At 44.3% G+C, this 14,578-nt stretch carries 13 protein-coding genes and 1 riboswitch; of the genes, 9 read left to right on the top strand and 4 right to left on the bottom strand.

Going from position 1 to position 14,578, the window contains the following annotated elements:
- Positions 1–47: 47 nt before the first annotated feature.
- Positions 48–1,097: a homoserine O-acetyltransferase MetX gene (metX, locus tag NFI81_RS25155; RefSeq protein ID WP_234615658.1), complete on the bottom strand. Its 1,050-nt coding sequence runs from the start codon at positions 1,095–1,097 to the stop codon at positions 48–50.
- Between the two features lie 124 nt (positions 1,098–1,221).
- A riboswitch (SAM riboswitch) is annotated at positions 1,222–1,329 on the bottom strand.
- A gap of 139 nt (positions 1,330–1,468) precedes the next feature.
- On the opposite strand from metX, the gene NFI81_RS25150 reads away from it, so the two are divergent.
- The 3 genes from NFI81_RS25150 to NFI81_RS25140 all read left to right on the top strand — a co-directional run bounded on the left by NFI81_RS25150 (position 1,469) and on the right by NFI81_RS25140 (position 4,878).
- A complete protein-coding gene (locus tag NFI81_RS25150) occupies positions 1,469–2,398 on the top strand; it encodes a M20/M25/M40 family metallo-hydrolase (RefSeq protein WP_234615659.1) in 930 nt (309 codons plus the stop codon).
- Positions 2,399–2,409: 11 nt separating this feature from the next.
- Positions 2,410–3,960 carry an alpha,alpha-trehalase TreA gene (gene treA, locus NFI81_RS25145; protein WP_234615660.1) on the top strand — a complete coding sequence of 517 codons (1,551 nt, stop codon included), beginning with the start codon at positions 2,410–2,412 and terminating at the stop codon, positions 3,958–3,960.
- 129 nt (positions 3,961–4,089) lie between these two features.
- Positions 4,090–4,878 carry a PhzF family protein gene (locus tag NFI81_RS25140; protein ID WP_234615661.1) on the top strand — a complete coding sequence of 263 codons (789 nt, stop codon included), beginning with the start codon at positions 4,090–4,092 and terminating at the stop codon, positions 4,876–4,878.
- 31 nt (positions 4,879–4,909) lie between these two features.
- Here NFI81_RS25140 and NFI81_RS25135 read toward each other — a convergent pair whose 3' ends face one another.
- Positions 4,910–5,782: a DMT family transporter gene (locus NFI81_RS25135; RefSeq protein ID WP_234615662.1), complete on the bottom strand. Its 873-nt coding sequence runs from the start codon at positions 5,780–5,782 to the stop codon at positions 4,910–4,912.
- Positions 5,783–5,855: 73 nt separating this feature from the next.
- Between NFI81_RS25135 and NFI81_RS25130 the strand changes: the two genes are divergently transcribed.
- On the top strand, positions 5,856–7,247 hold the full coding sequence (locus NFI81_RS25130) for an OmpA family protein (protein WP_234615663.1): 1,392 nt from the start codon (positions 5,856–5,858) through the stop codon (positions 7,245–7,247).
- Positions 7,248–7,851: 604 nt separating this feature from the next.
- On the opposite strand, the gene pth is transcribed toward NFI81_RS25130, so the two are convergent.
- Positions 7,852–8,412, bottom strand: a complete 561-nt coding sequence (pth, locus tag NFI81_RS25125) for an aminoacyl-tRNA hydrolase (RefSeq protein ID WP_234615664.1) — start codon at positions 8,410–8,412, stop codon at positions 7,852–7,854.
- A gap of 66 nt (positions 8,413–8,478) precedes the next feature.
- Here pth and pyrR point away from each other — a divergent pair, with 66 nt between their 5' ends.
- Positions 8,479–9,018: a bifunctional pyr operon transcriptional regulator/uracil phosphoribosyltransferase PyrR gene (pyrR, locus tag NFI81_RS25120; RefSeq protein ID WP_234615700.1), complete on the top strand. Its 540-nt coding sequence runs from the start codon at positions 8,479–8,481 to the stop codon at positions 9,016–9,018.
- Here the strand turns inward: pyrR and NFI81_RS25115 are convergent, their stop codons facing one another.
- On the bottom strand, positions 9,019–10,569 hold the full coding sequence (locus NFI81_RS25115; protein WP_234615665.1) for a hypothetical protein: 1,551 nt from the start codon (positions 10,567–10,569) through the stop codon (positions 9,019–9,021). It abuts the gene before it with no gap.
- A gap of 162 nt (positions 10,570–10,731) precedes the next feature.
- Between NFI81_RS25115 and argS the strand changes: the two genes are divergently transcribed.
- The 4 genes from argS (at position 10,732) to NFI81_RS25095 (ending at position 14,575) form a co-directional block, all read left to right on the top strand.
- Entirely contained in the window at positions 10,732–12,510 is a 1,779-nt protein-coding gene (argS, locus tag NFI81_RS25110; RefSeq protein WP_234615666.1) for an arginine--tRNA ligase, read from the top strand.
- Positions 12,511–12,645: 135 nt separating this feature from the next.
- Positions 12,646–13,203, top strand: a complete 558-nt coding sequence (locus NFI81_RS25105) for a glutathione peroxidase (protein ID WP_234615667.1) — start codon at positions 12,646–12,648, stop codon at positions 13,201–13,203.
- 76 nt (positions 13,204–13,279) lie between these two features.
- A complete protein-coding gene (locus tag NFI81_RS25100) occupies positions 13,280–13,657 on the top strand; it encodes a DUF5618 family protein (RefSeq protein WP_234615668.1) in 378 nt (125 codons plus the stop codon).
- A gap of 24 nt (positions 13,658–13,681) precedes the next feature.
- Positions 13,682–14,575, top strand: coding sequence for a 1,4-dihydroxy-2-naphthoate polyprenyltransferase (locus NFI81_RS25095; protein WP_234615669.1), 894 nt, complete (start codon positions 13,682–13,684; stop codon positions 14,573–14,575).
- The last annotated feature ends 3 nt before the right edge of the window (positions 14,576–14,578 follow it).

The following is a 14,578-nucleotide window of genomic DNA, read 5'->3' as shown; positions in this document are numbered from 1 at the left end:
CTCTAAGCGGCCATTTTTTTATGTCTTCCTGTTTTTTGTCTCAATGCTTAAATCCTGGCGGTCTGCAACTTGCCGTTTGTTTCCTGCCAGGCTCTGATAACCTGGGTAAGCTGTTTGTATTCGATCAAAAAGCCGTCGTGGCCATATAGGGAGTCAATTTCCTGAAAAACAGCGTCCGGAATGTGTCTGGCCAGGAACTGTTGTTCAGATAAAGGAAACAGCAGATCGGATTTAATCCCGAGAACCAATGTCTTGGCCTTCACCAAACCCAGTGCATGCACAATCCCGCCGCGGTTACGGCCTACATTGTGCGAGTCCATGATCTTGGAAAGGGTCCAATATGAATATGCATTGAATCGCTTCACAAATTTATCACCCTGATATTGCTGGTAAGACGAAGCCCGGAAATCATCGATCTGATCGGGATTATCACGCGCCTGCGTAAAGTTGTAAGTGTCGTAGTTTCGGTAAGAAAGCAATGCAATGGATCTGGCAGCGCGCATGCCCATGCTTCCGGCCTCGTCCGTGCCATCATTAAACGTCGGATCGGCCTCAATCGCCATCCGCTGCGATTCGTTGAAAGCAATGCCCCAGGGCGAATGCAATGCATTGGAAGCGATTACAATGAGCTCTTCAAATAGATCCGGCACTTCCACCGACCATTCCAGCGCCTGCTGGCCACCAAGCGAGCCGCCAATACAAAGTTTGATTTTCCGGATCTCCATTTCCTGCCGCAGCAAATCCATGGCTCCTACCACATCGCGAACGGTAATGGTCGGAAATGTCCTGTAAAACGGTTTATGAGTCCGGGGATTAATGCTCAGCGGGCCCGTAGAGCCATAAGCCGAACCCAGCACATTGACACAAACAATGAAATATCTGGCAGGATCAAAAAATTTATCGTCCCCTACCAGGCCGTCCCACCATTCCGCTGCGTTGGAGCTGCCTGTTAATGCGTGACAGATCCAGACAATGTTGCTATTATCGGCGTTTCGCGTTCCATAAGTGGTGTATGACAGCTCAAAGCCCGGCAATTCACCGCCCATTTCCAGCGCATAGGCATATGGATATTTAAATGTTTTTTGTTCCGCTTGCATAAGTGCCTGAGCACAGGTTTTAATTCAAAAATTTAACAGACTGTTCCGTGGAATGCACAGAGCAGATGCGAGAATAAAGCCATCCGGCTTACGGAAATTTCTAACAGTAAGTTCACGCGAATTGAGTTTATATCTCCTAATAACTTAGGTGGGAATTAGCACCTTTCTCCATTGTGGTAGCAGGTTGCCAGAGGTTCATTGAGCCCATTCTCTCGCCTCTTCTTTATAAATCAATCGCACACAAGGTGAAGCAATTGACTTGATGTTGCAATATTAAGCGTGGATGCCTGAAAATGCAAATAAAAGCGTAAATTCTATTTTGCAGGGGATGCAGGGCGGTTTATCTTTGCCCTTTAATGTTACCGCGTTCGATGAAAAAATACATAATCCTCCTTTGTTTTGTTTGCCAAAATGCGTTCGCCCAACTGCCCACACCGGACCATATTTCAAAGCACATTTACAAGCTTGCTTCGGACAAAATGCAGGGCCGTGGAACAGGAAGTAAGGAGAATAAAAAGGCTGCAAAATACGTAGCAAAGCAGTTCAAACAGTACGGACTTCAACCCAAGGGAACGGACGGATTTTACCAGCCATTTACTGCCAAGGTGCGGCGTGTCGTGGTGCCGGATAGCTTGCGGGAAACCAATAATGTGATCGGCTTTCTGGATAACGGTGCTGAAAATACCATCATTATCGGCGCGCATTTTGATCATTTAGGCCTGGGCAGACAAGGCAGTTCAAAAGCGGAGAAGCCGGAAGGACAGATTCACAACGGAGCCGACGATAATGCCTCGGGCGTTGCCGGTTTGCTGGAACTTGCGCGATATTTTTCCCAAAATAATGTAAAAGAGCCTTATAACTTCCTTTTTATTGCATTTGGCGCAGAGGAACTGGGTTTGCTTGGGTCACGTCATTTTGTGAACAATCCCACATTGCCATTGGATAAAATCAATTTCATGTCCAATATGGATATGATCGGTCGTTATGATGCCAGCCGGGGCGTCGGCATCGGCGGTTTTGGAACGAGTGAAGAATGGCCGGATATATTTAAAGGTGTAAAAAGCGAAACCAAGTTTTTTACAGATAAAGCAGGAAGTGGCGGCTCGGATCATGGATCTTTTTACGCTAAAAAAATCCCGGTTCTTTTCTTTCACACGGGCGGCCATGATGATTATCACAAACCGACCGACGATCCGGAAAAAATCGATTACAAAGCAGCAGCTGGCATTTTGGGTATCCAAATTCAGCTGATTGAAAACGCCATGAAGCTGCCTAAGCTCAAATTTACCACAGTCCTTTAACCACCATAAGCTTGTACGGATTCATTGCCCCCTCTTTCACGTATGGTCAGTCACATGTTTCGCCGGAGGACCTGTATGGAACGCTTTTCCGCGATATCCAGCACAGCCATATTTTCGAGGATTCCAAAACATTTGCAGATGCGATCCCTCTGGAAGACCCGGTTCTGATCATTGAAAGATATCATCAGCAAAAGGACCAAACTGATTTCAGCCTTCAAACATTTGTTAGCGAAAACTTTCGATTGCCTAAGCATATTGTGTCTGATTTCCAGGCCGATAAAAATTCTTCGACATCGGAAAACATTAAAAGATTGTGGTCTGTGCTCACGCGCCACCCTGAAAACCAGGAGCGCGGCGGTTCACTGATCCCGTTGCCTTTTCCTTATGTTGTGCCTGGCGGGCGATTCCGGGAGATCTATTATTGGGATAGCTATTTCACGATGCTGGGTCTGAAAGAGTCCGGAAGAACGGATCTGATTGAAAGCATGGTTAATAATTTTGCTTATCTGATCGACAGTTTTGGATACATTCCCACGGCCAACCGGACCTATTATCTGACAAGATCCCAGCCGCCGTTCTTCTCCCTCATGGTGCGCCTTTACAGTGATATGGGTGGAAAGAAAATCCTCAAACGCTATTTACCCCAACTCCAAAAAGAATATGATTACTGGATGCAGGACGACGGCCCCACACATGAGCCATTCACCGCGCACAGGCGGCTTGTGAAGCTGCCCGATGGCGCGTTATTGAACCGATATTGGGATGATAAAGCCACTCCTCGCCCGGAGTCTTATCGTGAGGATGTCGAGCTGAGCATTGAGGCGCAGAAACGGTTTGAAATGGCGCCGGAAGCGGTTTTCAGGCATATCAGAGCCGCGGCGGAGTCGGGATGGGATTTCAGCAGCAGGTGGTTTGCAGATGAAAATGATTTTACAAGCATTCACACCACAGACATTCTCCCGATAGATTTAAATTGTCTGATGCACCACCTCGAAAAAACGCTGGCTGAGGCCTATCTGCTGCATGATAACACCAGAATGCATTTGTATTTTGAGGAAAAAGCCCGGTTGCGCGCCGCTGCCATCCAGACTTATTTCTGGGATGAATCGCGAAATTATTTCATGGATTATGATTTCAAAAAGCAAACATTCACAAAAGCGGTGACACTGGCGGGAACATTTCCACTATACTTTAAACTAGCCACAAAATCGCAATCCCATTACATGCGAGCGTATATCCGCCTGAATTTTATGCGTTCGGGAGGCTTGCTAACGACCACAATTAAGACCGGGCAGCAATGGGACGCGCCCAATGGCTGGGCGCCTTTGCAATGGATCGCTTACAAAGGATTGCGCAATTATAATTTCCACCGGACGGCCAATGAACTCTGTGCGGAATGGATCGCGCTGGTGGATAAGGAATTTAAACATTCAGGCAAAATGCTTGAAAAATATAATGTCTCAGACACCAATCTGATCGCCGGCGGAGGTGAGTATGAGATCCAGGAAGGATTCGGCTGGACCAATGGTGTTTATCTCCGTATGAAAAACAAAAGGAGTTAGGTTGCGTATAAACCACCGTTGAAATTATTATCCGATTCTAATAATATTATTGAAAATTTCCAGAGGCAACTTCTTCTACTCGAGAATATTTTAATACCTTGGTATTGTTAACCCCATTTTGTGAAATACATGAAACTATCCATATACCAAATTGATGCGTTTACTGATAAACTCTTTTGTGGAAATCCTGCTGCGATTGTTCCTCTGAGCGAGTGGCTTCCAGATGAAACAATGCTCAACATTGCTGCTGAAAATAACCTGGCCGAAACTGCATTTTACGTTCCCAATGAAAACGGTTTTCATATACGTTGGTTCACGCCTTCGGTTGAGGTTGATCTGTGCGGGCACGCAACTCTGGCGGCCGCTTATGTGATCTTCAATATTGAGAATTATGAAGGCAAATCCATTCGGTTTGATTCGCGCAGCGGCGAGCTTCATGTGGATTGCAAAGAGGATTGGCTAACATTAAATTTCCCTGTGGATCAATATCATATTGCCGTGCCGCCGCCGGCCTTGGTTGAGAGCTTGAACGACACCACCATGCTGGAAGTTTACAAGGGGAAAACCGATTATATGGTGGTTCTTGAATCTGAGGAAATCGTTAAGAACCTGGAACTGGACATTATTGTGCTATCCACCATTCCGGCGAGAGGCATTATTGTCACGGCTGCCGGCGAAGACGTTGATTTCGTGTCACGCTTTTTCGCTCCTCAATCAGGCATTGATGAAGATCCTGTAACCGGCTCAGCACACACAACGCTGATCCCTTACTGGGCAGAAAAGCTCGACAAAACAATATTAACCGCCAAACAACTTTCTAAACGCGGCGGATATCTCAAATGCGAGCTCGACGGCGACCGCGTACACATTGGCGGACAGGCAAGGCTTTATTTGAAGGGGGAGATTTTGATTGATTAATTTTGAATAAGTGAATGACTGAATGAGTGAATTATCTCATCAACTTCGCCCGCTGCCCTGCGTACAGCCCTGCAATAACCAAGACAGTTCCCATGACCGTGTAAATCGTTACGGGCTCGTCCATAAGCCACCAGGCGAAGAAAAAGCCGAAAAGGGGGCATAGGAAGAGCCATAAGGATGCTTTTACCGTGTCAATTCTCAGCAAATAAAACCAGCAGATCAGCCCGACGATCGACACGGCCAGACTCAGCCAAAGAACAGGATACCAAAATGTGCCGTCCCAGACTGTGGTTGAAAAATCAGCGAAGAGTAATGTTGCCGGAAGCAGGAAAACACCGCCCAGGAAAACCTGCCAGCCGTTGATCAGCAAATTGGGTAACTCCCATTTGATAGTTGCATAGTAAACACTGGCTGCTGAAACGGCTATCATGCTGACCAGAAGTAATATAACTCCTTCAATGGTGGTAAAACTGTCGGCCAGTAGAGGATATGTTGCAACGCCTACACCAGCCATCCCAAGAATAATCCCCAACCATTCTTCCGGGCGCGGATGCCTTTTGAGCCACCAGGACGATAACAGCACAATGATCAGCGGGTTGATTGAAACAGCCAGACTCCCGATTCCGGCAGCGGTAAATTTCATGGCATACACGTAGAGGCCCAGATAAAGCGTTGTATTAAGAAAACCAAACAGCGCAAGCTGCTTCCATTCTTTTTTATTCGGCAGGCGATATGACTTGTCTTTACTCAGGAGATAGGAAAAAGTCAGCAACCATATACCAGCAATAAAGAAGCGAACGTTTGCCAGTATTAACGGAGCAGCTGACCGGACCCCAAACTTGGTGGCGACAGATGCAGACGACCACAGAATGGAAAAGAGAAGACCAATACCAATGTTTTTCACACTCAACAAGAATTATGATCCAAAAATACACGATGCATTTCGGCTTCACCCTGCACTTTTCATATTTTTGGGCATGATTGATAAAATAATCGCGAAGTGCATTCTGGCTATTCTCCTTACCGGACTTTATATTCCTTCGTTTTCGCAAAGCCAGTGGACTTATGACTTTAACAATGGCCTTACTCCGATCGAAAATGCAGGACCGGCATTAAAGGTCCTCGGGCAGCCCGGAAAGTATGTGAAAGAAAAAATCCCCGGATCCGACGATTTGAGCAGGACCATTTATCAATTTGAAAAAAATAGCGGTTTACAGTTCAATAACACAGAAGCCAAAGGTTTTCTAAGCAAATCTTTCACCGTCGAGATCTACTTCAAAATGGACGAGCTCGACAGCTGGAAAAGGGTGCTTGATTTCAAAAACAGAAAAAGTGATTACGGCAGTTATATATACGACGGCAAACTCAATTTTTATGATTTTGCAATTGGAGAAAAAGCGCCTGTGCGTGCGAATCAGTATGTACATTATGTGTACTCGCGTGATTTTGAAACCAAGGCGATTAAAATGTACATCAATGGCCAGTCCAAATTGGAATTTAAAGATCCCGGAACAGAGGGAATGCTGGATGACGACCAGGTGCTCAATCTTTTCCAGGATGATCTCATTGCGAATCACGAATCCAGTGCCGGTTCCATTGTTCTGATCCGCGTTTATGACCGGGTTATGACACCCGTGTTTGTCAGGAGGAGTTATCAAACCATCAGCAGAGCCCCCAAAGCACCGGTTGCAGAAAAAGAAGAGGAAGAACCGGAGGAAGAACCAACGGCCAAAGAACCAGCCAAGAGAAACACCAATCTCGCGATTGTGACGGGACGGGTTTACGATGGTAAAAATTTAAAACCGGTTAATGATGCCGATGTGACCGTTCGCAAATCCAGCACCGACTCTCTGGTAGCGTCGACGAAAACCGTGAACGGCATTTATAATTTCGAACTTCGTCCGCATGAAACTTATCGCATATCAGCACAAGCAGATGGATTTCAACCCAAAAGTGTCTCTGTAAAAGTTTCAAACCGTTTTGAGGAGGTGAAGTCGCTGATCAGTCTTTCTGAATCAACATATGACACGCCGTTATCCACATTATATTTTACACAAAGCACGGATGTGCTGGAAGATGATGCATTAAGTGGCCTCGATTCACTTGTTTCCTATTTCCAAAAAAGAGAAAACCTCAGAATTATTCTCAAAGGCCATACAGACAATACGGGCGATTTTGCCAAAAATCTGGAACTTTCGAATAAGCGTGTGGAGACGGTAAAGGGTTATTTACTGGGAAAGGGAATTCCGGAAAACCGTATTGCGGGTTCAGGATATGGATCTGCGCAGCCTAATCGCGTAAACCAATCGGAAGCATTGAAAAGGTCTAACCGCAGGGTGGAAATTTGGGCGGAGCCTATAAAAAGATAAAGCCATCTCACTGAGACGGCTTTATACTGACTATTCCTAAACCCTTAACCTTTTCTTATCTTTTATATCTTTTGCAATTGATTTCGGCGTATTAACCGAATAAACTATATCAATGCAAGCGTATCTAAATCTCTTTTTATATAAAGTAACAATGTTTTGAATAATACTCCAATTTCCACATGAACAATTCCGGAAACATCTGGTCTATATACGAAGCAAATTGAATTTCAGATTTGCTAGCAAACATTGCCTATTTACCTCTATTCGCGTTTCGGATTACTTTTGCCCTATTAACTTGTGACTGAGCGACTAACGAAACTGTGTAAACTATTACAAAGGTAAAAACATTAATATTATTTCCTTTGATTTATTCTATTTTTATTTCGGCGAACCTAGATACAAATGTCCACATTAATTTTGATATTACAAGCATTTATAAAATGAGATAACAAAATTATATTTGGAACGAATGCTGGTTTTCAGGTCAAAATTTGTTACAAAATATCATTTTTCTAAATGTTGCTTAAATAATATTTTGAGAAAACCTTCATTTACAGAATAAATACAATTCTTGAAATATTTATATTTTCTTTAAATAGTACAATCATTGGTTATAATTATTCATTGTTGTTTGTATCCCCAAAGTACAAAACGAAAGCACCATGTCGCCAGCGTTATCTAAAAATATGGGCAGTTCTTTCATTTCTTCATTGGAAAAAGGTTTTAGAACATAATCTACTTGCCTTCCGCGTGGAAAATTATTTCCTATTCCGAACCGCAAACGCGGATAATTCGTCGACGCCAGCAATTCTTCAATATTTTTCAAACCATTATGTCCGCCGTGACTTCCTTTGGGCTTGATCCTGAGCGTTCCGTAGGGAAGTTGAAGCTCATCGAGAATGACAAGCAGGTTTTCTTCCTGGATTTTGAACTGATCCATGTAATAGCGGATCGCCTTGCCGCTTAAATTCATGAAGGTTGTTGGTTTAACGAAATAAATCTGCCTGCCCTTGTGCTTCCACTCCGCAACAAAAGCAAGCTTTTCGAATGTGAATTTAAAATCATGCTGCGCCGCCAGCCTGTCCAACACCATAAATCCAACATTATGCCTGGTGAATGCGTACTCCGGACCTATATTTCCCAATCCGGCAATCAGATATTTCATTTGTCAAAAGTTTTTGATTTCATCTTTGAGCACTTAATTTAGGCTAAAATTCAGGGAATTTACATGATACCCCAAAAACGATTAATACTTAGCAGCCCATTGTTAGAGATCATGACCAGCCGGTTATGCCAGGAACTGATTGAGAATCACCAGGATTTTTCCAACTCCGTGGTGATGGGATTGCAACCGCGGGGAATATATTTTGCCGAGCGCATTATCGCCGAACTGAGCGAACGCATGGGCAAAGACATTCCGCTGGGTTATCTGGACGCTACTTTTTACAGGGATGATTTCCGCAGAAGGGAATCCCCGCTCCTGCCGAACAAAACCAATGTGCCTTTTCTGATTGAAGGCAAGAGAGTGATCCTCATTGATGACGTGCTTTCGACAGGGCGCATGGTAAGAGCGGCGCTGGACGCAATGACTGCCTTTGGAAGACCTAAAACCGTTGAACTAATGGTGCTGATCGACCGCCGCTACAACCGCGAGATCCCAATTGACCCGGATTATGTGGGAATGCAGGTTAGCACTGTGGAGAGCCAACGCGTGCAGGTGGAATGGAAAGAACAGGGCTTCGAAGCCGACCACATTTGGATGGTGGATTAATCAGCGCGGGCGGGATGCTTCTTCCTTTGTTGCCTTGCCGATATCTTCCGTTTTGTAAGTCAATTTATTGATATAAAAAACCTCCCGGCCTTGCCCTAAGGATGACGAGCCGATGCGCTGCATGCCATACGCAAGAAAATACTGTCCATACCAGGGCGAAAGATAGCCATCCTCATTGTTAAGCACTTTTTCCTTTTCGGATTTGGCTGTGATCTTAAATTTTTCGCTCTCAACAACCACCTGATTACGGCTGATCACTTCTGTATGGATTTCCCCTTCCTGCGGATATGCCAGCACAAAATAGTCGTCGACCGGCGTCACCTGAACCATTTCCTGCAAGTCGTAGCTTGTCAGATCTTTGATCGTAATGGTGTTATCCCACATGAATTTCCCATTCCTGTCAAACCCGCAAACAATGGCGTGTGTATAGCGGTAACCCTCGAGAGAGCGTGAAATGTATGGTCTTGAAATGCCCCCGGTTATGATCGGGCTGGTGGATCTTTGATTGGGATAATAAACTTCTGCTACGAGCACGATTTCATTTTCCGTCTGGATAAGCTCGTGAACCAGGAGTCTGTAACGAAATTTGTTTTCTTTACCCATGCTTTTCCGGTTGGCGATGCGTTCCATCATCCGTGCGCGGCGCTTTGGCTTCATATAATTGAAGAAATTCTGCAATTCGGAAAACTCAATAAACTGCGGTTCTCCGGGCTCATCATGCTCCACGTGCGTGACATACAAGCCCTGCGAATATTGTGTGCAGCCGACCGAATAATTGCCAATTAAGTACGAATCATCCGGATTCAATGGCACGATCTGGCCGGAAATGAAGCTGTATCTCGGATCGCTCAATGTTGTTTTTTTCAAGAGCTTTCCTTCGTAATTATACGTTTTGATCTCAAAAACGCAGTTTTTTTTGCGGTAGGCGTAAGTGATTACATTAATATAACCGTCAATCTCATTGATGTCGACATTATTCAGCTCTGTATTTTTTTCAAATAACCCAGGCAAAACCCTGGTTGTATGGTCGAAAAAGGAATGGACGATCACGACCGGCCGCGATCTGTAATAGCCCGAAACCAGCGCCTTGCTGCCTATCACTTTGAATTGCTGCACATCTACGCCTGACAGTAAATTCCCTTTGTAAGTGTCTATGGAGCCGTCGCTGTAATTGAGCTGCATGAATAGAAAACGGTCTGTATCTGGCTCAGCAAAAAGCCAGTAACCACTTTCCTCGCCCTTATAAGCCATCACCGGAATGTAACGAAAATCCAGTTTGTATGACGTCCGCCAGACGACTTTCAGTGTTGTATCGTATTTAACAAATTGCCATTGCTCATTTCTCGTATTAGACCATTCATTTCCCCTGACAACAGATAATAAGCCTTGCTGTCCCAAACTGAAAACCTCGAATTGCTCTGTGGAAGTAGGACTAGCGGGTATTTCCAGACGATCAGATTGCTGCAACTGCGCGAAGGCGCCGGCAACCGGAATAATGCACAAAAAGAGCATGCAAAAAATCCCGGGCCAATGCAAAGAATGGTTATTCATAACTTCTTCCTTCAGGGGTGTGACTCTCTTCAATATTTACCCTAATTTTGCATCAAAAAGGACAACATTGCTATTAATATTATAAATTATTTTAATCAAATAAAAACTTAGGGAAATGTCATTCGGATTTTGAATAAGCACTTCCATTTTACCCCATCATTCATGACGATTGAAGCAATTCTAAAGGACGATATTCAAAAAGCAATCCAGAAGCATCTTGATGTAACTGTTGAAGACATCATTTTACAACCTACAAAAAAGGAATTTGAAGGATTTTACACTTTTGTTACTTTTCCACTCACCAAATCTATCCGAAAATCGCCAGCAGAAATAGGGCAGATTATTGGAAACGAGCTTGCAGAGCACTCTTCTGTGGCTGAAAAGTTTAATGTTGTGCAAGGCTTTTTGAACATCAGCCTGAAAGACACGACGTGGCTGGAATTGTTTTCGAATGTCTTTAATGATCAGAATTTCGGGACTTTTCCTTCGAACGGTCAATCCGTAATGGTGGAATTTTCTTCTCCTAATACGAATAAGCCGCTCCATCTGGGACATTTGAGGAATAATTTCCTTGGTGAATCCCTTGCCAAAATCCTGAAAGCCAGCGGATTTGATGTTGTAAAAACGTGTCTGGTGAATGATCGCGGGATCCATATCTGCAAGTCCATGCTGGCTTACCGTGAATTTGGAAATGGCGAAACGCCGGAATCCAGCGGCATGAAAGGCGACCATTTGGCTGGGAAATATTATGTGAAGTTTGACGGCGAATACAAGCGGCAGATTAAGGAGCTTGTGGAGCAGGGAATGTCTGAGGAAGAAGCAGCTAAAAAGGCTCCGTGGATTTTGGAAGCACAAAAATTGCTTTTGCTTTGGGAAAATAATGATTCCGAGACCGTCGCATTATGGCACAAAATGAATGGCTGGGTTTACGAAGGCTTCCGCCAGACTTACGATAAGATCGGTGTTGGTTTTGATAAAACTTACTATGAATCAGATACTTATTTGCTGGGCAAAGACATTATTGAGGAAGGTTTACGAAATGATGTTTTTTACAAAAAGCCCGACAACTCGGTTTGGATCGACCTTACAGCAGAAGGACTGGACGAAAAGCTGGTTTTGCGCGGTGACGGAACTTCCGTTTACATTACGCAGGATCTGGGAACAACCGAACTGAAATACAGCGACTTCCATAACAACCGCTATTTGTGGGTTGTAGGAAACGAGCAGGATTATCACTTCAAAGTCCTTTTTGCCATATTCAAAAAACTGGGAAGACCTTATGCAGATGGCTGCTATCACATCAGTTACGGCATGGTGGACCTGCCGTCCGGGAAAATGAAATCACGGGAAGGCACTGTGGTGGATGCGGACGATCTGGTGGAACAAATGATCCAGACCGCGGCAAGCAGAACGCAGGAATTGGGTAAGATCGATGATTTTGATAGTGCAGAAGCCAAACAACTCTACAATCAGCTCGCATTGAGTGCATTAAAGTATTTTCTTTTAAAGGTTGATCCTAAAAAAAGAATGCTCTTCAATCCCGAAGAATCCATTGATTTCCAAGGACATACGGGGCCATTTATTCAATATACCTATGCCCGGATCCGTTCTATTATCAGAAAAGCGGAGCAGTCAGGCATCCAAGCGGTGATTCCGCCCGTAAGCTATATTTTACACCCGGCAGAAAAGGAGCTGATTTTCGCATTATCGCAATATCCGGTGCGTGTGCAGGCGGCTGCGAGCGAGTTTGCGCCTTCGGTGATTTCGTTGTATGCATTTGAGTTGGCCAAGGTCTATAATCAGTTCTATGCAGAGGTCTCTATTTTCTCTGATCCTAACCTGGATTCTGTCAAATTCAGGGTTGCATTATCTGGTGCAGTTTCGGAAACAATTCAGAAAGCTTTGGGGTTATTAGGGATAGAAGTTCCCGAGCGAATGTAGCGAGGCCGGGTGGTTAGGGAAGTCGTGTTGAAAAGCCGCTAATAATGTATTGAATGTTCACAATTTCACTTTTAATTACAACATCTAACCAATAACCAGACTACGATTATGAGCTTATTAAAAACACTATTCATTATGATTACGAGTTTAATAACCGGCCTTTTTGCCGATAAGTCCGAAGTTGCCACAAGACCTGCTCACGACGTGGTCGCCAAGCAAACACTCTATGATTTTAAGGTAAAATCGCTGGTAGGCAACAAAACAATTGATTTGAGTAAATACAAAGGCAAAAAAGTGGTGATCCTGAATGTTGCGTCTAAATGCGGCTACACCAAGCAATATGCGGATTGGGAAAAATTCAACAAAGAGCATGGAGATAAAGTGGTTGTATTGGGTTTCCCGGCAAACAACTTTGGCGGACAAGAGCCTGGTACTAGCGAAGAAATCGCAACATTCTGCTCCGCAACTTACGGCGTAACTTTTCCCATGTTTGAAAAAGTTTCGGTCTTAGGAGAAGACCAGGCGCCTATCTACAAATGGCTTACTACCAAAGACTTGAACGGCTGGAATGACAAGGTTCCAACCTGGAATTTTTGTAAGTATATTGTGAATGAAAAAGGTGAATTAACCAATTTCTTCGCTTCAAAAATATTACCAACTGACCCTGAGTTTTTGACAGCGGTTGGCATTTAAGAGAAGCTTTTTTACTTTCAGGCTGCAAATGAGTGGCAGCCTGAAATATTATTAAATCATATACACATCACTAAGCATGAAAGACATTACAGATGCGAAGCGTTATATCGCTAACGCCAAAGAGATTTTAAGTGAAAAGGCGATCAAAGAAAACGGCCATTACAAAGACCGCAAATATGTGAAGATGGCAGGACACACTGCTTATTCCGGCGTTTTGGTTGCCCTTGACAGTGTTTTAGGCGACAAAAAGAAAAAAACCAGAAAAAGCGTCGAATGGTATCAAAAAGAACTTTCTGTTGTTGACAAAAAAGTCTTGTCCTATTTCCTCGATGCTTACGACATTCTTCACCTTTCGATGAGCTATGATGGCGTTTTAAATGCTGCTGTGTCTAAGGAGGGTTTAGAAGTTGCAGAAAAAATCATAAACTGGGCTGAGCTAAAAACGCAAGCCTGAATTACCCTACTCCAATTAAAATCAATGAATCCCTGGATTGAAGCAGCCCGTCCCCGCACATTGCCTTTGGCACTTTCATGCATATTAATGGGCTGTTTTCTGGCGGCTGCGAGCGGCACATTCAGCTGGCCGGTGGCAGGATTAAGCGTGTTAACGACCATTCTACTGCAAGTCCTTTCCAACTTCGCCAATGATTATGGCGATGCTGTGAACGGGAAAGATACTGAATTACGGGAGGGGCCGCGCAGAGCCGTTCACTCCGGGCACATTCAGGCTTCGACCATGTTGAAAGCCATCATTCTCTTTTCAATTCTTGCGTTGATTTCCGGGATATTGCTCTTAATCATTGCGTTAAAAGGCGCTCCTGCCAATGTATTCTGGGTTTTTCTGGGCATTGGTGTTGCTTGCATTATTGCTGCCATTACTTACACTGCCGGAAAACGTCCTTACGGTTATGTTGGCCTGGGCGATCTGTCAGTTTTGATCTTTTTCGGATGGGTTGGCGTGCTCGGCAGCAGTTATCTGCACACGCATGTTTGGGATTGGGGCTTGCTTCTACCAGCATCCAGCTGCGGACTTTTTGCTGTCGGAGTTTTGAACATTAATAATATCCGAGACATAGAATCTGATAAAGCCACGGGCAAAAACTCCATTCCGGTGCGATTAGGGCGCGAAAAAGCCATTGCCTACCACTGGACGATTTTAATTATCGGCATGCTTTGCGTCTCTGTCTATATAGCAGAGCACTTTTCAGGTTATACGAGCCTGATATTTCTGCTCAGCTTCCCACTATTTATTAAAAATGGACTGGCTATTTCGAGATTGAAAAAAGCCAGCGAATTGGATCCCTACTTGAAGCAAATGGCACTGTCTACATTGCTATTTGTAATTTTGTTCGGCATAGGGATCGTGTTGTAAGCC

Source organism: Dyadobacter fanqingshengii (genome assembly GCF_023822005.2).
In the GTDB taxonomy this organism is placed as follows: domain Bacteria; phylum Bacteroidota; class Bacteroidia; order Cytophagales; family Spirosomataceae; genus Dyadobacter; species Dyadobacter fanqingshengii.
Note: the sequence above shows the minus strand (reverse complement) of the source record. Positions and strands in the feature narration are given on the sequence as shown.

Bases quoted from the DNA above. Each gene is read 5' to 3' on its own strand.
- NFI81_RS25100 (WP_234615668.1), top strand. From the start codon at position 13,280: ATGAAAGACATTACAGATGCGAAGCGTTATATCGCTAACGCCAAAGAG.
- NFI81_RS25095 (WP_234615669.1), top strand. From the start codon at position 13,682: ATGAATCCCTGGATTGAAGCAGCCCGTCCCCGCACATTGCCTTTGGCA.
- NFI81_RS25140 (WP_234615661.1), top strand. From the start codon at position 4,090: ATGAAACTATCCATATACCAAATTGATGCGTTTACTGATAAACTCTTT.
- NFI81_RS25130 (WP_234615663.1), top strand. From the start codon at position 5,856: ATGATTGATAAAATAATCGCGAAGTGCATTCTGGCTATTCTCCTTACC.
- metX (WP_234615658.1), bottom strand. From the start codon at position 1,097: ATGCAAGCGGAACAAAAAACATTTAAATATCCATATGCCTATGCGCTG.
- pth (WP_234615664.1), bottom strand. From the start codon at position 8,412: ATGAAATATCTGATTGCCGGATTGGGAAATATAGGTCCGGAGTACGCA.
- NFI81_RS25150 (WP_234615659.1), top strand. From the start codon at position 1,469: ATGAAAAAATACATAATCCTCCTTTGTTTTGTTTGCCAAAATGCGTTC.
- NFI81_RS25105 (WP_234615667.1), top strand. From the start codon at position 12,646: ATGATTACGAGTTTAATAACCGGCCTTTTTGCCGATAAGTCCGAAGTT.
- argS (WP_234615666.1), top strand. From the start codon at position 10,732: ATGACGATTGAAGCAATTCTAAAGGACGATATTCAAAAAGCAATCCAG.
- NFI81_RS25115 (WP_234615665.1), bottom strand. From the start codon at position 10,569: ATGAATAACCATTCTTTGCATTGGCCCGGGATTTTTTGCATGCTCTTT.